Source organism: Lacihabitans soyangensis, assembly GCF_024343775.1.
Lineage (GTDB): Bacteria > Bacteroidota > Bacteroidia > Cytophagales > Spirosomataceae > Leadbetterella > Leadbetterella soyangensis.
In genome coordinates, this window is the sequence record NZ_RJUF01000002.1 from 80653 (window position 1) to 101125 (window position 20473).

At 37.8% G+C, this 20473-nt stretch carries 18 protein-coding genes; 10 read left to right on the forward strand and 8 right to left on the reverse strand.

Annotation, left to right across the window (positions count from 1 at the left end; all coding sequences use genetic code 11):
- Positions 1-139 precede the first annotated feature (139 nt).
- From EGI31_RS01495 to EGI31_RS01505, 3 genes are all read left to right on the forward strand, one after another.
- Entirely contained in the window at positions 140-496 is a 357-nt protein-coding gene (locus tag EGI31_RS01495) for a hypothetical protein (protein ID WP_255035352.1), read from the forward strand.
- 676 nt (positions 497-1172) lie between these two features.
- Positions 1173-1988: a sensor histidine kinase gene (locus EGI31_RS01500; RefSeq protein WP_255035353.1), complete on the forward strand. Its 816-nt coding sequence runs from the start codon at positions 1173-1175 to the stop codon at positions 1986-1988.
- A complete protein-coding gene (locus EGI31_RS01505) occupies positions 1975-2628 on the forward strand; it encodes a response regulator transcription factor (protein WP_255035354.1) in 654 nt (217 codons plus the stop codon). Before EGI31_RS01500 ends, EGI31_RS01505 begins: the two co-directional genes overlap by 14 nt.
- On the opposite strand, the gene EGI31_RS01510 is transcribed toward EGI31_RS01505, so the two are convergent.
- Positions 2625-3008: a RidA family protein gene (locus EGI31_RS01510; RefSeq protein ID WP_255035356.1), complete on the reverse strand. Its 384-nt coding sequence runs from the start codon at positions 3006-3008 to the stop codon at positions 2625-2627. The two genes, EGI31_RS01505 and EGI31_RS01510, sit on opposite strands and share 4 nt — an antisense overlap.
- 471 nt (positions 3009-3479) lie before the next feature.
- Here EGI31_RS01510 and EGI31_RS01515 point away from each other — a divergent pair, with 471 nt between their 5' ends.
- The 3 genes from EGI31_RS01515 (at position 3480) to EGI31_RS01525 (ending at position 9065) form a co-directional block, all read left to right on the forward strand.
- Positions 3480-4625 carry an endo-1,4-beta-xylanase gene (locus tag EGI31_RS01515; RefSeq protein ID WP_255035357.1) on the forward strand — a complete coding sequence of 382 codons (1146 nt, stop codon included), beginning with the start codon at positions 3480-3482 and terminating at the stop codon, positions 4623-4625.
- A gap of 339 nt (positions 4626-4964) precedes the next feature.
- Positions 4965-7613 (forward strand): sialate O-acetylesterase, encoded by a 2649-nt coding sequence (locus tag EGI31_RS01520; RefSeq protein ID WP_255035358.1) that lies wholly within the window; start codon positions 4965-4967, stop codon positions 7611-7613.
- A 204-nt stretch (positions 7614-7817) separates the two neighbouring features.
- On the forward strand, positions 7818-9065 hold the full coding sequence (locus EGI31_RS01525; protein WP_255035359.1) for a glucuronyl esterase domain-containing protein: 1248 nt from the start codon (positions 7818-7820) through the stop codon (positions 9063-9065).
- A gap of 381 nt (positions 9066-9446) precedes the next feature.
- On the opposite strand, the gene EGI31_RS01530 is transcribed toward EGI31_RS01525, so the two are convergent.
- The gene (locus EGI31_RS01530; RefSeq protein WP_255035360.1) at positions 9447-9752 is read right to left on the reverse strand and encodes a rhodanese-like domain-containing protein; all 306 of its coding nucleotides are present in this window, start codon (positions 9750-9752) and stop codon (positions 9447-9449) included.
- A 150-nt stretch (positions 9753-9902) separates the two neighbouring features.
- Here EGI31_RS01530 and EGI31_RS01535 point away from each other — a divergent pair, with 150 nt between their 5' ends.
- Positions 9903-10871: an Omp28-related outer membrane protein gene (locus EGI31_RS01535; RefSeq protein ID WP_255035362.1), complete on the forward strand. Its 969-nt coding sequence runs from the start codon at positions 9903-9905 to the stop codon at positions 10869-10871.
- 66 nt (positions 10872-10937) lie between these two features.
- Positions 10938-11375 (forward strand): hypothetical protein, encoded by a 438-nt coding sequence (locus tag EGI31_RS01540; protein ID WP_255035363.1) that lies wholly within the window; start codon positions 10938-10940, stop codon positions 11373-11375.
- A 50-nt stretch (positions 11376-11425) separates the two neighbouring features.
- On the opposite strand, the gene EGI31_RS01545 is transcribed toward EGI31_RS01540, so the two are convergent.
- The 6 genes from EGI31_RS01545 to ccoN all read right to left on the reverse strand — a co-directional run bounded on the left by EGI31_RS01545 (position 11426) and on the right by ccoN (position 17355).
- Positions 11426-12127 (reverse strand): sulfite exporter TauE/SafE family protein, encoded by a 702-nt coding sequence (locus EGI31_RS01545; RefSeq protein WP_255035364.1) that lies wholly within the window; start codon positions 12125-12127, stop codon positions 11426-11428.
- A 3-nt stretch (positions 12128-12130) separates the two neighbouring features.
- Positions 12131-12568: a FixH family protein gene (locus EGI31_RS01550; protein ID WP_255035365.1), complete on the reverse strand. Its 438-nt coding sequence runs from the start codon at positions 12566-12568 to the stop codon at positions 12131-12133.
- 24 nt (positions 12569-12592) lie between these two features.
- On the reverse strand, positions 12593-14017 hold the full coding sequence (ccoG, locus tag EGI31_RS01555; protein WP_255035366.1) for a cytochrome c oxidase accessory protein CcoG: 1425 nt from the start codon (positions 14015-14017) through the stop codon (positions 12593-12595).
- Positions 14018-14117: 100 nt separating this feature from the next.
- Positions 14118-14930, reverse strand: coding sequence for a cbb3-type cytochrome c oxidase N-terminal domain-containing protein (locus EGI31_RS01560; protein WP_255035367.1), 813 nt, complete (start codon positions 14928-14930; stop codon positions 14118-14120).
- 23 nt (positions 14931-14953) lie between these two features.
- Complete coding sequence (locus EGI31_RS01565) at positions 14954-15130, reverse strand: CcoQ/FixQ family Cbb3-type cytochrome c oxidase assembly chaperone (RefSeq protein WP_255035368.1); 177 nt, start codon at positions 15128-15130, stop codon at positions 14954-14956.
- A 53-nt stretch (positions 15131-15183) separates the two neighbouring features.
- Positions 15184-17355, reverse strand: a complete 2172-nt coding sequence (ccoN, locus tag EGI31_RS01570) for a cytochrome-c oxidase, cbb3-type subunit I (RefSeq protein ID WP_255035369.1) — start codon at positions 17353-17355, stop codon at positions 15184-15186.
- A 322-nt stretch (positions 17356-17677) separates the two neighbouring features.
- Here ccoN and galK point away from each other — a divergent pair, with 322 nt between their 5' ends.
- Positions 17678-18841: a galactokinase gene (galK, locus tag EGI31_RS01575; RefSeq protein WP_255035370.1), complete on the forward strand. Its 1164-nt coding sequence runs from the start codon at positions 17678-17680 to the stop codon at positions 18839-18841.
- Entirely contained in the window at positions 18842-20464 is a 1623-nt protein-coding gene (locus EGI31_RS01580) for a glycerol-3-phosphate dehydrogenase/oxidase (RefSeq protein WP_255035371.1), read from the forward strand. It abuts the gene before it with no gap.
- Positions 20465-20473 lie beyond the last annotated feature (9 nt).

Here is a 20473-nt window from a genome sequence, read left to right on the forward strand (position 1 = left end):
GTTTTTACGTGATTTAGGTTTTGTGTATTTCATAACAAATTGATTTCAAGACAACTACAAACGTATATTCGTTTTAAGTATTTGGAAAAATATTTATTTAGGTTTAGATTTACTAATCACAAAACAAAAATTTTTCAACATGGAAACAAAAGGTAACAAAGCAAAAGTAAGTTCAACTTCGGGTGAATTCATAACCCTGGCAGAGGCAGTAGCTAAACAAACAAAGCACTTGGAGTTTAGGAAAAGAGCCTTCAAAGAAGATAATCCCGTGCGTTCGCAGTTTTTTGGAAAAGACCACCTTTTACAGATATTAAAAAATGAAGATTGTGTAGGTATAAAAATTATATTTGGTTTAGAAGATGAAAAAACTCCCAATCTGGTGTTAATTGGAGCAGATGAAAACCTCAAAAACCTAGCAATGGATTCAACGGGATTAAAAGACCCAAATAGACCTTATTTATCAAATGGACCAGATTGTCCGAATGTATGCAATTAAAAGAAATCTTAGACGAAATTATAAGAATCGGAATAAAATATCCTGAATATGCTGTTGGTAGTCTAATTCCAATTTTACCTTTAGGGGTAGGAATTTATCGTAGAAAATATTCTACCAAATCATCCAAATTTATCCTATTTTTTATAATTATATTCATTGTTAGTGATATCCCGCTATGGGTAACTACAGCTTTAGATATTCACAACTTAACTTACGTCTATACAAGGACTTTTGGTATTTACACTTGTTTGTTGTTGGTTTACTTCATTGGTACTACCAAAAAATCTGACAAGTACATACTCTTTTCCTTTTTGTTTGTTATGACCTTAGGTTTAATCTTGCAGATTTTCGGATTAATCAAAAAAGGGCAGTATACTTGGGTGTATGGTTTCTTACTAGGAAGTGTTTCAGTTTGGTATTTTGTAAGGTTAATCAACTACCCCAAAATTAAAGACTTGTTAACATACCCTTTTTTTTGGTTTAATACTGGAGTACTTTTTTATTGTTTTAGTACATTATTGATTTATTTCTTTTTCCAATTTTCTATAACAACAGAAATTAAAACTCAAACATATTTTCTATTTCGAAGTATTCTGGAATATCTAACCTCTGTTATGTTCGTCCTATTTGCAATAGGTTTCTGGAATTTAAAAAATAACGCACAAATCAACACAAAATGAAGTTTTCGATTGAAACATATTTGATTTTCGGAACAGCAATATTAATTTTTTTCATATTGTCCTTCATCGTTTTTGTGGTTTATTATCAGCGAAAACAGTTTAAACTAGAAATAACACAAAACGAAGAGAGACAAGCTATTGAACTCGATTTTCAGAAAAAACTACTCGAGAACTCTATGGAAGTTCAAGAGATTGAACGAAGACGATTGGCCAAGGATTTGCACGACGAAGTTGGAGCTTTGCTCTCGGTTCTTAAAATGGGCAATAACCAATTGGTAAAAAAAGAGGTGGACGACGAGTCCATCAAAAAACTAGTAAACAATAACAAAGAACTCATTGACGAATCTATTGGACTGGTCAGAAGTATCTCGAAGGATTTGGTGCCACAAACCCTCGAAAACTTTGGGCTAATTCATGCCATTGACGAATTCTTCCGAAAAATCGAAAAGAATTCTGATATCGAGTTTAAGTTTTTGCACAAAAATATTTCTGAAAAAACACGATTCACCCCCAAGGTTGAGCTGTCTGTTTTCAGAGTTATTCAGGAACTGTCCAACAATGCCATGAAGCATTCGGAAGCCACCAAAATAGACCTGATTATTAATTTTGAAAACAAAACCTTAAATTTGATTTTTGCCGACAACGGAATAGGATTTATAAAAGAAGACGTACTTAGCAACCCAAGTACTGGCTTGGGCATTAGAAACATTGAAAGTAGACTTTCTATCATCAATGGAAGCTTAAAAATTTTAAATCCAGAAAAAGGTGCGAGATTTGAGATAGAAATAAGTGATTGCCATGAAAAAAATTAAAATAGCCCTGGTAGATGACCACAAACTTTTCAGAAAAGGTTTGATGTCAATACTCCAGCAAAACGAAGACTTTGAAGTACTTTTTGATGCAGTAAATGGTCGAGAATTTCTGGATCACCCATTGCTGAGTGAGGTAGAAGTGGTACTCTTAGACATTCAAATGCCCGAGCTAGATGGTATCGCAACTACCAAACTGTTACGAGAAAACAACGAGGACATCAAAATCATCATACTGTCGATGCATGATGAGGACCAGTTTATTCTGCATTTGATGGAAATTGGAGCCAACGGATATCTACTCAAAGACACCGATACAGATGAAGTGAGTTTAGCCATCAAGAAAGTACAAGATTCAGGAGTATATTTTTCGGATTTTGTGAGCCGGGTAATGCTACGCAAAATGAACAAGAGCACACAAACTTCTAACAAAATCTTCAACTATAAAACAGACCTTTCCACCAGAGAATTAGAAGTTTTGAAACATATCTGTGAGGGCCTAACCACCACTGAAATTGGTGACAAGATGTGTATCAGCCCAAGAACGGTTGAAGGTCACCGACTCAGAATCATGGAAAAACTCGGTGTAAACAACACTGCCAAACTGGTGGCATTTGCCATAAAAAACGACTTGGTGGATTAAAGAACGGCTGTGGCTTCAATTTCTACCAAGTATTTATCATCAATAAGGTTTGAAACTTCAATCATGCTTGTGACGGGTCTTATTTCACCAAAAACCTCACCGTGAGCCTTCCCTATTTTCTCCCAGTTTTTGATATTTGTGCAGTAAATACGAGTTCTGACTACATTCTCAAGTTTAGCACCAAGCTGACCTAGGGTGTTTTCGAGCTTCATGAGTATGAATCTAGTTTGTAGATATTCGTCACCTTCTCCAACTATTTCCCCACTGTGGTCGGTGGAAACCGTTCCGCTAACTTCTATCGTATCACCAATTTTTACTGCTCTGCTATAACCTACAATACTTTCCCACTTCGCACCGGAGGACAAATTCACTCTTTTCATTCAGGTTCTTTTTATTTTACAAAAATAGTTTTGTCGGTTAAAAAACAAAGTTAAACTTACATAAAAATGGTGATTTCCCGAAAAATCCAAAAAAAATGATAAAACCTTAATTTTGTGAAGCTCGTCTTTCTCAAAAGATTAGGATTGAAAAATAAATTCGATGAATTGCTTAAAAAAAAATTGTGAATCACTTTACCGAAACGATGACACAAAAAAAAGGTTAGTAAACTTGGAAATGTGGCTAAAACAAAAATTAGTATATTGCACCTCACAAATTTAGAATTTGGTTTTCAGACGATTTTTAGGTGTATGGCTGGTTTATTCTTTTCCAGTTTTTTTTTGGATAAACTTCGTATTATCATCAAATGGCATTATTCAAACCATTTAAAAAACCTTTTTAAACTTGTTGACATAAATTTCAATAATCATTTTCAACCATCATTTTAAACCTTAAAATTTTAAAGAAAGTACATGAAGAGTATTAAAGCAAAACTAATTGTTTCAGGTATACTGTTACTGAACCTTACAGCTTCAAAAGCCCAAACCACCCTAAAAGAAGCCTATAAAGATGCCTTCAAGATGGGCGTTGCTGTGAACGATGAGATAGTTTCAGGAAAAGACAAGGGTTCTCAAGAAATAGTACTGAAACACTTCAACACTATTACGCTTGAAAATTCCATGAAAGCCGCCCTGATTAATCCCAAACCAGGGGTTTTCAATTTTGAACCAGGAGACGCCTTCATAGACTTTGGAAAGAAAAACAATATGTTCATAGTTGGACATACTTTGGCTTGGCACAATCAAACGCCAGACTGGTTTTTTCAAGATGAAAACGGAAAACCTAAGTCAAAAGAAGAAGTTGCTCAACGCCTTCACGACCACATCAAGGCCATCGCCGGACATTATGCAGGAAAAGTTAATGCCTGGGATGTGGTAAACGAAGTAATAGATGACGACGGAAATTACCGCCAAACCAAATGGGTCAAAGGTATAGGAAGTGGTGACGAATTTGTGAAATTAGCTTTCAATTACACCGCTCAATATGCCCCAAATACTGAATTATACTACAATGATTTTAATGCTTGGAGACCCACAAAACGTGACGGAATAGTACGAATGGTGAAAATGTTGCAAGCCGCGGGTATAAAAATAGACGGAATAGGAATACAAGGCCATTGGGGATTAAATTATCCAAAAACTACCTACATTGAACAAGCAATTGATGCCTACGCAGCCCTCGGTGTGAAGGTGATGATTACTGAACTTGATGTGGATGTATTGCCACTTACCAAAGAAGGCCAAATTATTGGCCAAGGAATGTCAGAGAAGCAGTTTCAAAACGAAGAATTCAAGGAGTTTTTAGACCCTTACCAAAAAGGTCTACCACCATCTGTCCAGAAAGCTTTGGCTGATAGATATGCAGAACTTTTAGGTATTTTTTACAAAAGAAAAGACAAGATTGACCGAGTAACACTTTGGGGTGTTCATGACGGAATGAACTGGAAAAACGATTATCCGATCCCGAACAGGACGAATTATCCATTGCTTTGGGATAGAAATAAACAAGGTAAGCCTGCTTTGGAGGCTGTTTTACAAGTACCTAAAAAGTTAAAATAGAAAATCTAAAACCTCAAATGTGTTTGCTCTTGCAGCATCGAAAAACGCTCCTATAAAAAAGAACGTGAATTTATCTTGCAGAAAATTATTTAACCACATAGAAAACAGTAGAAAATACCACATAGAATCATAAGCTATAGTTCTATGTAACTATGTGAAAAATATAAAAAAAGTAAAACTATGTGAGCTATGTGGTAAAAAAATAAACACATAGAACACAATGGAGAATTCTACATAGAATCTTAGATTTTTTCCTATGTGGCTATGTGAAAAATATAAAAAAAGTAATTCTATGTGACCTATGTGGTTATAATAAACACATATATTCAACCAAAAAAAATGAAATTATTTAAGTTAGTTTTCCTCCTTTTTTTTATCAATTATTTAAAAATTGATGCTCAAATCAGACTACCAAAACTAATCTCCGATAATATGATTCTGCAGCGTGACACGCCCATTAAAATTTGGGGTTGGGCAAGTCCAAAGGAGAAAGTTAGTCTGACTCTGAACAAGAAAACCTTTAAAACCATCGCCTGGGAGTCCGGAAAGTGGGAATTGACTTTGCCTGCTCAGCCTTCTGGAACGGGATTTGAAATTATTTTAAAAGGCAAAAATGAGATAAAAATCAATAACGTTGCCTTTGGTGATGTGTATTTTTGTTCGGGCCAGAGCAACATGGTTCACCAAATGGAACTGCATCATGTTCTTTATGCCAAAGAAATCGCAGAGGCAAACAACGCTAACATTCGCCAGTTTTGGATTCCTACAAGTACCAGCTTAACCGAGCCAAAAGATGATTTTGTAAATGCCAGTTGGAAGGTTTGCAATCCTGAAAACGTCCGCCAGTTTTCGGCGGTTGCTTATTTTTTCGCCAAAAATATTTACGAAAAACATCAAGTGCCAATTGGTATAATCAATGCAAGCGTGGGCGGCACGCCCATAGAGGCATGGACTAGTGAGGATGGGCTAAAAGATTTTTCCAAAATGACCGAAACCATTCAAAAAAACAAAGACACCGCTTATGTGAATTCCTTCTCGAGAATAAAAAGACCTCAAGTAATCTCGAAAGACAAAGGTGAGTTGGAATCTCCGAAATGGTTTGAGCCTAATTATCAGCCCAAAGGTTGGAAACCAATAACCGTTCCTGGTTTTTGGGAGGACCAAGGCATCAAAGATCTGGATGGCGTAGTTTGGTACAGAAAAGAGATAAATCTACCGGTGTCTATACTCAATAAACCCTCGAAGATTTTTTTGGGTAGAATAGTTGATGCTGATGCCATCTATGTCAATGGTAAGAAAATTGGTCAAACGGGCTATATGTATCCGCAAAGGAGATATCCAATTCCTAATGATATATTAAAGGCCGGCAAAAATACTATTGTGGTAAAAGTAACCAATAACAGCGGCAAGGGCGGTTTTGTACCTGACAAACCTTATAGTTTAATTGCTGGAAATGACACACTGAACCTCGCTGGAACTTGGCAATATAAAGTTGGAGAGGCTTTTTCACCTTCTAATGAATTTTTTCCGAGCTTTTATTCTCAAAATCAGCCGACTTCTTTGTTCAATGCCATGGTTGCACCCGCAACCAAGTACACTATCAAAGGTTTTGTGTGGTACCAAGGTGAAAGCAATGCTGGCCGACCGCAAGAATATGCTGACCTTCAAAGGGCTCAGATCAGAGACTGGAGAAAACAATGGAACCAAGGTGAGTTGCCGTTTTTATTTGTTCAGTTACCCAACTTCATGGATGCCAACTATTCGCCTTCGGAAAGTCAATGGGCAGCACTTCGTGAAGCACAACTAAAAGCCTCAACCATGCCTAATACCGCCATGGCAGTAGGAATAGACCTTGGAGAATGGAACGATATTCACCCTGACAACAAAAAAGATGTGGGTGATAGATTGGCATTATTGGCCAGAAAACACATTTATAAAGAAGATTTAGTTGCATCGGGTCCTATTTTCAAATCAGCCCAAGTTATAGGCAATAAAATAGCACTGAGTTTTGAACACATTGGAGGTGGCTTAAAAAGCATTGATAATGGACCTCTTCGAGAATTTTCAATAGCAGGCTCAGATAAAAGATTTGTTTGGGCTGACGCAAAAATCGATGGAAATCAAATTATTGTTTCTAATCTAGAAATAAGCAAACCTTTGTATGTCAGATATGCTTGGTCGGATAATCCAAACGTAAATTTCTACAACACCGAAGGTCTACCAGCTTCACCATTTCGAACAGATGGACAAGATTTAGACCCTTCAAAACCCTGGATGGGCAAAAAAACTGCAGTAGTATTGACTTATGACGATGCTCTGAATGTTCATCTCGACAATGTGATTCCTGCCTTAGATTCGTTGAGTTTGAAAGGGACATTCTACCTGACATCCTCTTCTGATGCTTCTAGAAACCGCATAAATGACTGGAGAAAGGCCGCTATTAATGGCCATGAACTGGGAAATCATACAGTTTATCACCCGTGCGATGCTACAGGGCCGGGTATGTCCTGGGTAAAGCCTGAGTATGATTTGAGTAAATATTCCATGAGCCAGATTCAATCGGAAATAAAGATGTGTAATGCATTTTTAAAAGCCATTGATGGCAAAAGCAAACGGACTTTTGCCTTTACCTGTGGTCATAAAAAAGTAGCAGAAGGTGAGTTTATTCAATCGCTTTCAGATGAATTCGTGGCTGCCAGAGCCGTTAGACATGAAATGCAAAGTTTTGAAGAACAAAAACTGATGGATATCGATTGCTACAGCATGGAAAATAAAACGGGTGACGAGATGATTTCACTTGTAAAACAAGCCCAGCAATCAGGCAAACTGCTAGTATTTTTGTTTCACGGCGTGGGCGGTGAACACGGCCTAAATGTCTCTAAAGAAGCTCACAGTCAACTAATACACTATCTAAAAGAAAACGAAAAAGATATTTATGTGGATACCATGCTGAATGTGGCGGAACATTTGAAAGCTCTAAAAAAGTAAATCTGCGTTTATCACCGATGAAACATCCACGTCATCTGCGTTCCGTTTCAACGAAAAACAATATTCAACCAAACCCTGAAAATGAAAACTATTAAAATAATTCTAATACTTTTTCTCAGTTCTAAAGTTGTATCTGCCTAATTTGGGCTAAGTCCTGCCCAGAGAGATAGTATCAACAAACTCACCGAAGCCGACTACAACAACATGCTGACGCAGTTGAATATTGATCGTTCACAAGTTCGAAGAGGCCCTTCTGGCAACCCCAAAGATCCAAATGTTGCCAATAGTTCGGAGGATAAGGTTAATAAATATACTCTACCAGACCCTTTGGTACTCAAAAATGGCAAAAAGGTAAAAACTGTACAAGAATGGAATCAGTTACGCAGACCAGAAATTGTCGCCGATTTTGAAAACGAAATTTATGGAAAATTACCTTCAAATATCCCAAATGTAACCTGGCAAGTGGTATCTGTAAAAGACACAACAATTGGCAATCAAGCCATAAAAGAAAAACTATTAAAAGGAATTGTGGATAATTCTGCCTATCCCTCCCTTAAGGTTGAAATCAACCTACTCTTGGCTACCCCTGCGAATATTAATAAGTCTGTTCCGGTAGTTTTAGAGTTTGGCTTTATTAAAAATCCTTTTAGCCCTGGCCCTATTAAGGCCATTGGTTTGGGCTCTGCGGGCGAACCAACATGGCAAGAACAGCTGATTACCAGGGGTTGGGCTTATGCCATTTTCGAGCCATCGAGTATTCAAGCAGACAATAGGGCGGGTCTTACCAAAGGAATAATTGGCATGGTAAACAAAGGTACTAACAGAAAACCAAATGATTGGGGAGCCTTAAGAGCATGGGCTTGGGGAGCCAGTAGAGCCATCGACTATTTCGAAACCGATAAAGATGTTGATGCAAAGCGTGTTGCGATTGAGGGTTTGTCGAGGTATGGTAAAGCCGCAGTGGTGGCCATGGCTTTTGAGCCAAGAATTTCACTTGGATTTATTGGCTCATCAGGTGCAGGAGGCGTAAAGATTCTTCGAAGGGTATTTGATGAGCAAGTGGAGAACTTGGCTGGCTCAGAGGAATACCACTGGTTTTCAGGAAGTTTTATAAAATATGCAAGCACCAAAACTCCAGACGATTTACCTGTTGATGCTCATCAATTGGTGGCCTTGTGTGCTCCTCGACCGATATTTATAAGTGCAGGCTCACCACAAGTAGAAGGCAATTGGATAGACGCCAAAGGTATGTTTATTGGTGCTGCCGAAGCTGGTCCAGTTTATCGTTTGTTTGAAAAAAAAGACCTCGAAACAAATATTTCCCCTCAATTAGGAACACCACTAGTTTCAGGTGAAATCGCCTACAGGCAGCATGCAGGAGGCCACAGCACTGGACCAAACTGGAGTACTTGGATAGCTTGGGCAGCAAAATATTGGAGTTCTGTTGATTGATTTTTTGAATTAATAAATGTTAGAAGGGTTGAATATTGGAATGTGAAAATTAAGGACAATATTCGAGTAATCATTCAAAATGAGAATAAAATTGAATTAGAGAATTAATTTGAGTACTAAACAACCCCCAACTCTTTGTGTTTGTAAATCGATTCTAAAATACCTTTTTGGGATTATTTAGATAACTAATACTTGACATCTGTCAATTACCTATCTCAAATTAGCGAATTTTCGCAAATAAAATTTAATTCAAATACTGTTTACTCTAACTTTGTGGGGAATTACAGTTCATCAATACCAAGAAACCTAGTTTCTAAAAATTGAGTCTATTGAAAGTTTTTTTTCAATTTGACTCCTTTTTTATTTTCAAAATCAATGACATCATCTATTGATTGACATCCAACTACCGCCGTCATACACTTCCTCGAGGCCGTTTTTTGTAAGTACCCTTTTGGCATTTGAGCTTCTCATACCTGAAGCACAACAAACCACAATGGGCTTTTTGTAAGCCTTTATTTTGGCAATATTACCTTGAATTCTATCCAAAGGAATATTTACCGAGCCTTTTACATGACCACCAGAAAACTCCTCAGGGGTTCTTACATCTATTATAATCGCTCCATTTTCTATTGTACTTTTTACATCCACACTGCTACCTCCGCCGAATAAACTGCTAAAGAACCCCATAATTATATTTGATTTAAATTTTCAACAAAATTGGCACAAATCGAAACTAAACTTTGTGAGAAATATCACTTTCGGATACGAAAATTCTAAAATGGCTCATTCATACAATTTGTAAAACTGTCGGCATAATTTTTGCGTGAAATATTAACTATGAAGCAGTTATGTTTACTTTTTCTTGCCATCCTATTATTTTCTTGTAAAGAAACCTCCACTGAACCAATTGTTCCAACGGAGAATCAGACAAGTACCGACCCCAATATTGGCTGTACCGACCAAATGGCAACTAACTATAAATCAACTGCTAAAAAAGAAGATTGTAGTTGCAAGTACGACTTTAACAGCACCTTAAGCAATGACATACCCGCAGATTTTACACAAAAAATATTAATTGAAGAGCATTCTGGTACCTGGTGTGGATGGTGTCCACTCTCAAAAGAAACCTTGGAGCGATTAGCCATAAACCCCAACATTGTAGGTGTGGAAATTCATTACAACGATAAACTCACCCTTTTGGACGAAATATATGTGCCTTTAAAAAATATTTACGGACACCCAGCCTGGCCTTCGGGCATGATAAACCGCAAGAAAAATATCAACGGAAGCACATTTATCATTGGTGAACCTGATTGGGAAAAGAATACAACTGCGATTTTGTCAAATCCGAAGACAGATATCGGAATAGCTCTCGACACCAAAATTGTTGGAGATGAAGTAGTGATATTAACAAAAACAAAATTCAACAAAGCTGGAGCTTCGGAAAAATATGGTATCGGGATTTACTTGGTCGAGGATAAAGTTGAAAAATACCCTCAGATAAACTATGCCCGTGGGATGCCACAATTCATTAAATATAAGGCCTATACCCTACCCGCATTGATAGAAGACATCAAACACTACAACGTGGCGAGAGGAGTAATAGCTCCACATGTAGGAGGACATGCAATTCCTGAAGCTGCGAGCAAAAAACTGACGGTTTATAATAAGTTGTTTAAGTACAAGATTACAAACAAGGAAATAAACCTTGCGAACTGCAAAATCATTGCTTTTGTAATGAACGAAAAGAACGAGATTGAAAATGTTAATTATTGTTCACTTGGAAACAAAGCCAACTGGAATTAAAACCTACCAATAATTGGAAAATCCGCTTTTTTTTTCATTGTTTTGTAAAAAAATAAATCAAAACAAGTGAAAAAATTAATTCTCATCATCGTACTATTAATTTTGGCCTTAGTGGGCTGGTATATCAGCACTGGTTATTTCTCGTCAGGCGAAAGAGCCGGTACAATTTCAAAACTAAGCGAAAGGGGCTATATTTTTAAAACCAATGAAGGTGTATTAAATGAAGGAGGATACTCTGGAGAAACCGGTACACTTACCCCAAGATATTGGGAATTTTCAGCAAAAGAAGACTCCGTGGTAGCTAAACTCAAGACTGCCTTATCTACAGGAGAAAGGATAACATTGGTTTATCATGAAAAATTTGTAAAATTCCCTTGGAATGGTGACACCAAATATTTCATTATCGATGTGTTGTTTTTGCCTAAAAAAATTGAACCAGTAGCCCCGGCGGAAGTAATTCCTGCTCCAGTAACTACTCCAAGAGATACTGCTGCAACGATTTAACAATCAAAAGACATGGAAACAAAAAAGGAGCCGAAAGCTCCTTTTTTGTTTTAATGAACTGTCACACATTCTGTGCTTAGTTCTTGTCCTGGAGCTGTATAAAGACTTTGGACATCGTAATTCATGCCTCTAAAAATAAGCCAAGCACCGAGAATAACATAAGTATAGGTAATTATTGTTTTGAAATGAGATCCTAAAACCCTCCTGATTTGGCTCATTCCCAAACTTATCGGCAACATAAGCGGAATTGTTCCCAAACCAAATAGCATCATAGTAAGGGCTGCATCTGACCAATTGGTTGCCAAAAAAGCCCCAGCTAAAGCCACATAAACCATTCCACAGGGTAGAAGTCCATTTACCAATCCAAAAGAAAACTGAGCGAGAAAAGACTTGCTTTTAAATAACTTTGCAAAAATACCTTTCAACAAACTAGAAAAACGATAAAGTATATTTGGGCTGGAAATTTTGTTTTTAAAAGCATAAGGCAAAAGCACATAGGCCAACACCAAAATTCCGAAAGCTATGGAAAGCGTTTTTTGACTAATGAAAAAACTTACTTTTTCACCAAAAAAACCTGCCGTAGCACCCAAAAATGAATAAGTAACAACCCTGCCTAGGTTATAAGAAATTCTCCCAAAGACGAATTTCGAAGAAAACTGACCATCATTGGGCAACAATAAAGTAAGTGGTCCGCACATGCCAACGCAATGCAAACTACCTACCAAACCCAACAAAAAAGCTGACCAAAGCATGGCTTATAATTGAATTTTTTCCTCTTTATAATATTGCTGCCCAGCTTTTTCCCACTCCAATTTTACCGTCCAAAGTCCGCCAGCTAATTTGCCTGTGTATATTCTTTGCTGACCATTATAGTCTAAATTCATCGGAATTTTATAGTCCATTTTTTCACTAGAAGGTCTATAAAAAACCACCGATCCGGTGGAGCCAATAGATTGTTTTGTCAAGTCCAAGTAAACGCTATCTACGTCATCTTTTACCAAAATTTGCAAATCTTTGCCCAATGCATTGGCATTTTTTACTTTCTGAATTCGAGTTTCATACGCCAGTTCGTCGCTGTAATAGTTTTCCGTCACCAAAAAAATATCCTTCTGTTTTATGCACAAAACCACCAATGTGAGCATAAATACAACGAATCCTACATAAACGAGTCCGATTTTGTGTCCCCAGTTCATAGCTTTAAAAATTTAAATTGTTAATCAATTAGGTCCTTGAAAATTGGTTTTGGCTTCCTCCAGTTGTTTGTCATTTTCCATGACCTGAATCTTGATTGGAGTTGACCTTTGGGTGATTTTGTCTTTTGGAAATTCCACAAAAAACACCACTTCGGCTTTTGAGCCGGCCTTTATTTTTATTGGATTTTGCCCAATAAACTTCAATGTAGCACCCTGCTCTTTGATGGTAATATTCAGTACCTTGTCAGTATTGGTTTTGTTTACCATTTGTGCATTGTACAAATTCGTAATTTTGTCGCCGTTTTCTTGATAAAGCTGTCCAGGTACACGCATGAGCGTTGTTTCCACAGAACTTCTATTGACCAACAAAACACCAACCACAGCAACCAATGCCACCAAAACCAAGGTATAGGCCAAAGTTCTGATAGTAAACTTAAACGGAACGTTGTTTTTGATGGTATCCACCGAGGCATACCTTATCAGTCCTTTTGGACGATCGACTTTCACCATTACCTCATCGCAAACGTCAATACATGCAGTACAATTGACACATTCAAGCTGAATACCGTTTCGAATATCGATACCCGTTGGACAAACCTGAACACATAGTCCACAGTCAATACAATCACCCTTTTTGGTCTCGGTTTGTACTTCTTTTTTCGAAATTCTGGCTCTTGGTTCCCCTCTGACTTCATCATAAATGATGGTCATGGTGTCTTTAGTAACCAATACACCTTGCAAACGGCCATAAGGGCAGATAGCTACACAAACTTGCTCACGAAGTTTTGCAAAAACAAAATAGAACAAACCTGTAAAGACCACTAGGCCAATAAAACCCGACAGATTTTCTGTTGGGGGTTTGGTAACAATTTCTTTAACTCCTTCAATTCCCACCAAGTAAGCCATTGTAAAATGAGCAATAATGATAGAAAAAGTTATGTAAATTACATGCTTGAGTGTTTTTCTCCAAGCTTTGTTAAAGTCCCACGGAGCCTCGTCAAATTTCTTTTGTGTGCGGCCTTCCCCTTCTAACCAAACTTCTATCGGGCGGAAAATCATTTCCATAAAGACTGTTTGAGGACATAACCATCCACACCAAATTCGACCATAAGTAACTGTAAACAGGATGATAAAAACCACGAAAGTGATCATTCCTAAACCAAATATGATAAAATCCTGAGGTAGGAAAAGCTGACCGAAGATGGCAAATTTCCTTTCAAAAATATTCATCATAATAAGCGGAAGGCCGTTTATTTTGATAAATGGAGCAGATAAAAATACTGCCAAAAATACGATTGTGGCAATTATGCGTTTATTGAAGAAAGCCCCTTTGGGCATTTTCGGGTATAGCCAAATCCTTTTACCTTCTTTGTCTACTGTGGCAAGAGTATTTCTAAATTCGTCTTGTTCGCTATCCACATAGCTGTAAATATCATCGATGTTTTCCATGATTATTTTTTATATTTTATTCCAATCGAATTTTGAAATTGACTTATTTCCTGACGAATCAAGAAATAAGTCTTTTTCGTTTTTTTGCTGCACGCAGCTATTATTTAGTTTGAGTTGAATCTGCACCGGTAGTTGCGGCTGCCACATCTCCTACTTTATCACCTTGAGGTGCTTTAGGATTTGCAGGATTTGTACCTTTCAATGTCATTATATAGTTTGAAACCTCTTGAATCTGACCTGGTTTTAGGGTAGCTTTCCATGAAATCATTCCTTTTTCAGGGACACCGTTTTTAATGACACCAAAAACATCATTAATAGTACCACCATGTAGCCAATATTCGTCAGTAAGGTTAGGCCCTACTCCACCTTCACCTGCAGCACCGTGACAAGCCACACATTTTTCGGTATAAATAGTTTTACCATTTTCAAGCGTTTTAGCATCTGCCAATACTTTTACTGATTTCTCATCAATACTTTCTCCTAATTTTGCTTGGTAGGCTTCTACCTCTTTTTTGCCTTCATCTATGGCAAGGGTATATTCTTGCTCCTGTGATGGACTCCAATGCCATACGTGATAATTGAGCAGGTAAACTATTGCAAAAACAATAGTGCCGTATAGTAGGCCTAGCCACCAAGGTGGTAGGTGATTGTCAAGTTCCCGAATGCCGTCATAATTGTGATCCAACATTACCGTTTCTTCTTTTGCGATTGGCACGGCGTTGGTCAAACTTTTCCAAAAGCTTGTTTCCTCAACGGCCTCATCCGCTGCTGAGCCGCTTGCTCCAAGATTGAGTTTTTTTAATAGCATGAAAATATTCATAACTACTATAAACAGAATCACTGTGAATATGAGAAGAACTCCCAGCAAAATAAACTGGAACAACTCTTCTCCTGTTTTAAATGATAAGTCCATAATTTATTTGATTTACAATATTTTTAATCCTTTTGATAAACTTCGTCGGTGAGTGGCATTTCCTCCATGTGCTTAATATATTTTTTGTCGGCTCTGAAAACCATGTAACCAAGCAATACAAAAAATGACACGAAAATGGTAAGCGAAATGATGGGGTAAATGGCCACATCAGAAATAGAGGCAAGTGAGTTCTTTATCATAATATTTTTTATTTAGCACTCACAGTTTTTGAGGCTGTGAGTGCGTTTTGTTATTATTTTAATGCCGTAGCTTCATTTTTGATATCTGTACCCATTCTTTGTAGGTAGGCTATAAGAGCAATAATCTCTTTGTCCTTGCTGACCTTGATTTTAGCATCGGCTAAGTTTTTAGAGATTCCCTCCGCTTGCTCGTTGAGGTCAGCCACTGCTTGGTCTTCGTAACCTTCTTCATAAGGTACACCCAAAGTACGCATGGTACTGATTTTGGTGGCGGTATTGGTTGTATTTAACTCATCGTCAAATAACCAAGGGTATGCAGGCATAATAGAACCGGGTGACATAGAAGTTGGCTCCAACATGTGGTTATAGTGCCATGAGTCAGGGTATTTTCCACCTTCACGGTGCAAATCTGGACCAGTACGTTTTGAACCCCATTGGAAAGGGTGATCATAAACAAACTCACCTGATTTAGAGTACTCGCCATAACGTTCTGTCTCTGACCTAAAAGGCCTAATCATCTGAGAGTGACAGTTGTAACATCCTTCTCTAACATAAATATCTCTTCCTTCAAGCTCAAGCGGGGTGTAAGGTTTCACACTGGCGATAGTCGGAATGTTAGAATCAATCAACCAAGTAGGAACAAACTCCACGACACCACCAATCAATACAGCCACAAAAGACAATACTGTAAATAATATAGGTTTACGCTCCAAAATAGTATGCAAAGCACCGCCGACTTTTAGTTTATGATTCAACGCTGGGGCCTCATCATATTCATGGGCCAAGAACTCACCGGTTCCAGCAGTTTTCATTAAGTTATAAACCATTACCAAAGTACCTGCCAGGTATAATGTACCTCCAAAGGCTCTTGCCATGTACATTGGTAATATTTGAGTAACTGTTTCAAGGAAGTTTGGATAAGCCAAGAAACCATCTTTTGTAAATTCTTTCCACATCAAACTTTGTGTAAATCCAGCCCAATAAAGTGGTAAAGCATAGAATATAATACCCAAAGTACCCAACCAGAAGTGGATATTAGCCAATTTGACAGAGTACAGATTGGTTCTCCACATTTTTGGCACTAAATAATAAAACATACCAAAAGTCATGAAACCATTCCAGCCAAGGCCACCAATGTGCACGTGAGCGATGGTCCAGTCAGTATAGTGTGATATTGCGTTTACGTTTTTAAGAGAAAGCATTGGTCCTTCGAAAGTAGACATACCATAAGCAGTTACCGCCACCACGAAGAATTTCAACACTGGATTTTCTCTTACTCTATCCCAAGCACCTCTAAGTGTAAGGAGGCCGTTGAGCATACCACCCCACGATGGAGCTATAAGCATAACCGAGAACACAGTGCCTAAGCTTTGTGCCCAATCAGGCAAGGAAGTATATAACAAATGGTGAGGGCCAGCCCAGATATACAAGAAAATCAAAGACCAGAAGTGAATGATAGATAGTTTATAGGAATAAACGGGTCTGTTTGCTGCTTTCGGCAAGAAATAATACATCAAACCTAGAATAGGTGTAGTAAGGAAAAATGCCACCGCATTGTGTCCATACCACCATTGCACAAGGGCATCTTGAACACCAGCGAACAATGTGTAACTTTTAAACAATGTAACTGGAAGAGCCAAAGAGTTGACAATATGCAACATGGCAATTGTAACGATGGTAGCTATATAAAACCAAATAGCCACATACATGTGTCTCTCTCTTCTTTTAATAATAGCCCCAATGAAGTTAATAGCAAAAACCACCCAAACCAAGGTTATAGCAATATCCACCGGCCATTCTAACTCAGCATATTCTTTACCGGTAGTTATACCTAATGGCAACGAAACCGCAGCAGCCACAATAATCAATTGCCAACCCCAAAAATGAATCCAGCTAAGGATTGGGCTCAACATTGGTCCTTTCAGAAGTCTTTGTGTTGAATAGTATACCCCTGCAAACATTCCGTTGCCGACGAAAGCAAAAATGATAGCATTGGTATGTAGTGGCCTCAATCTTCCGAATGTCGTATATGGGAGATTCAAGTTTGCAGCGGGCCAGAATAACTGCAAAGCGGCTGTAAGGCCGGCAAGCATACCGACAACCCCAAATATTACAGTAACAATGATAAAAGCTTTTACTATTTTGTTGTCGTAGTAAAAACCTTCTAATGCACCCGATGAATCTGAGCTGTCAGAGCTTAATAGTGGTTTGGTAAATAAACGCATAGCTGTTAATTTGATTTGTAAACTTTTTAACGCATCAAAATTAGAAGCTAGGCTACCCTCAAAACATGATTAATGAACCTGATAATTATGATTTAAGTCAGGATTTGAAAATTGCCGTTAACATATTTCTGTTTATATAGTTAAAGAATAGATTTTGGAACATAAATCCATAATCATTCAATCACATTCGTAAACCGTATTCATTTTCAAATAATTCAACCCAATTCTGTCTTTTTACACAAAAACTTCAAAGGACATAATGTACGCTATTTCTTTTTTAGCAAAATTTGTATTTAGTTTAAATTAGTCAAAAACGATATCATTGGACATTTCAAAAAAAATAGAGGAAAGCTACGTTTCATTATTTGGAAAAAATTCTGATATAAAAATTAAAGCTCCTGGCAGAATCAATATTCTTGGCGAACATACCGACTATAACAATGGCTTTGTGATGCCCTCTGCCATAGATAAAGCCATATATTTTAGTATAGGAAAAAGAGAAGATTCCAAAATATGCATATCGGCTCTTGACCTTGAAAACTACTATGAAGCCGAGGACATCAACCAACTTGAGTCCAAAACTAAAGATTGGTCGAATCATCTCATTGGGGTTATTTTAGAAATAAAAAAACTAGGTTTTACTTTTGACAATGGGGTAAATATCTGTTTTGGAGGAGATATACCGAACGGTGCAGGCCTTTCCTCCTCGGCCGCTGTAGAAGCAGGAATTAGTTTTGGATTGAATGAGATTTTCGGTTTCAACCTTGATTTATTACAATTGGCTAAAATCGCACAAGCTACCGAGCATAATTATGTTGGCGTAAAATGCGGAATTATGGACATGTACGCTTCCCTTTTTTCAAGAAAGAACCAGGTAATTAGACTAGATTGTGAGAGCTTAACACACGATTATATCCCGGCAGATTTCGAAAAACATACATTTATTTTGGTAAACAGTGCAGTAAAACACAATCTTGCCGATACTGAATACAATGTGAGAAGAAATCAATGCCAAAAAGGAGTTGAAGTATTGAATAAAGAGTTTGGAAAGATAAACACCCTTAGAGATGCCAATTTTGAGCAGTTGGAGCAGATAAAGGCTGAGATTGACCCAATTACCTACAACAGATGCAAGTATATTTTAGATGAAAAAGAACGGGTGATGTTAGCATCAGAAGCGTTAAAGCAGCATGATTTTGAGAAGTTGGGAGAAATCATGAACCAAACACACGAAGGACTGAGTAAAATGTATGAAGTGAGTTGCAAAGAACTGGATTTTTTGGCCAGTGAAGCTCTTAAAATAGAGGGCGTTTTAGGAAGTAGAATGATGGGAGGAGGCTTTGGAGGTTGTACGCTAAATCTTATCAAAAAAGAAGCTGAAGCAGATTTTAAAGAAAAAATAACTTCGGCTTATCAGCATAAATTTGGAATAATACCTGAAATATATACTGCAAACTTGAGCGAGGGCGTTCACAAAATAGCTTAAATGAACAGAAATGAGAATTTAGAAAGAATCAAAACGGAACATTTCGATGTTTGTGTAATTGGTGCAGGAGCCAGCGGTGCAGGAGTTGCTCTAGATGCAGCCCTTCGAGGCCTTAAAGTTGCTCTCATAGATAAAGGCGATTTCAGCTGTGAAACTTCTTCTAAATCTACCAAACTGATTCATGGCGGCGTAAGGTATCTAGAGCAAGCCTTTAAAAACCTTGATTTCGGGCAGCTGAAACAGGTAAAGCATGGCCTGGCCGAAAGGAAATATCTACTTTCTAATGGCTCTCATTTGTCTCGCCCCTTAGGCATAATAACCCCAGTTTTTAGCCTTATTGAAGGTTTGTATTACACCATCGGACTAAAAATGTATGGTTGGTTTGCGAAAAATGATCAATTACCAGCAGCTAGATGGCTTTCAAAAAAGGAAATGATTCTGGGTAGCCCGGATATTACCCAAAAAGCCCACAGTGCGGTCATGTATTTTGATGGGCAACTCGACGATGCAAGATTTGCCTTGGCACTTTCGCAAACCGCACATCAACAGGGTGTAGCGACAGCCAATTATATAGCACTTACTGATTTCAAAAAAGATAATTCAAACAAAATAATAGCAGCGACACTCAAAAACACGCTTAACGGAGAGACATTTGAAATAAAAAGTAAAGTTTTTGTTAACTGTACCGGTCCCTTTGCCGATCACCTTCGACTTTTAGCCAACCCTGCCGAGCAAGCCAGAATAAAACCCTCTAAAGGCGTTCACATAGTAATTCCAAAAAAATATTTTAATGGCGAAAAGGCACTTTTGATACCTAAAACCAATGATGGTAGGCTGGTATTTGTGATTCCGTTTCAGTCCGAAATCATGATAGGAACTACAGATACCAAATACGACAACCTCAACGAAGAGCCACTTTTGAACAACTCGGAAATAGACTATCTTCTTGAAACAGCAGAGCGATATTTGAAAGCCATTCCGACTAAAAACGAGATAAAAAGTGGTTTTGGAGGAATACGGCCTTTGATTTCTGCCAAAAAGAAAAACCCCAACGACACCAAAACATTGCTCCGCGACCACGAAGTGGAAATAGACGAAGAATCCGGATTGGTGAGTCTTTTGGGTGGGAAATGGACTACTTACAGACTAATGGCTCAGGATACTTGCGATGCCATTTGCGAAATCCTAGGTTCTAGTAATGTTTGTAAAACCAAAGATTTCAAATTATTGGGAAGCCAAACCATTTTTCAAACTAAAAGGCCCGAAAATTTTCCTTTGGAATGTTTTGAGCACCTTATAAACAGTTACGGAGATCAAACTCCAAAAATTCTGAGCTTAATAGAACAAAGACCCGAACTTCTCTCGAAAATACATTTGGACTATCCCTTCATTAAAGCCGAAGTTATTTATGCTTGCGAGTATGAAATGGCACAAACCGTCAGAGACTTTTTTGCGAGAAGAACTCGCTGGGAAATATTAGACTGGAACGCCTGTATAGTGTCTATCGAAACAGTGGCCGAACTTATGGAAGAAGCTCTCGGATGGGATTCTGAGAGGAAAGACTTGGAAGTTGAGTCCTATAAAGGTCTCCTGGAGAAGTTCAAAACCGTAGCTTCAAGCTAAACTTTACTA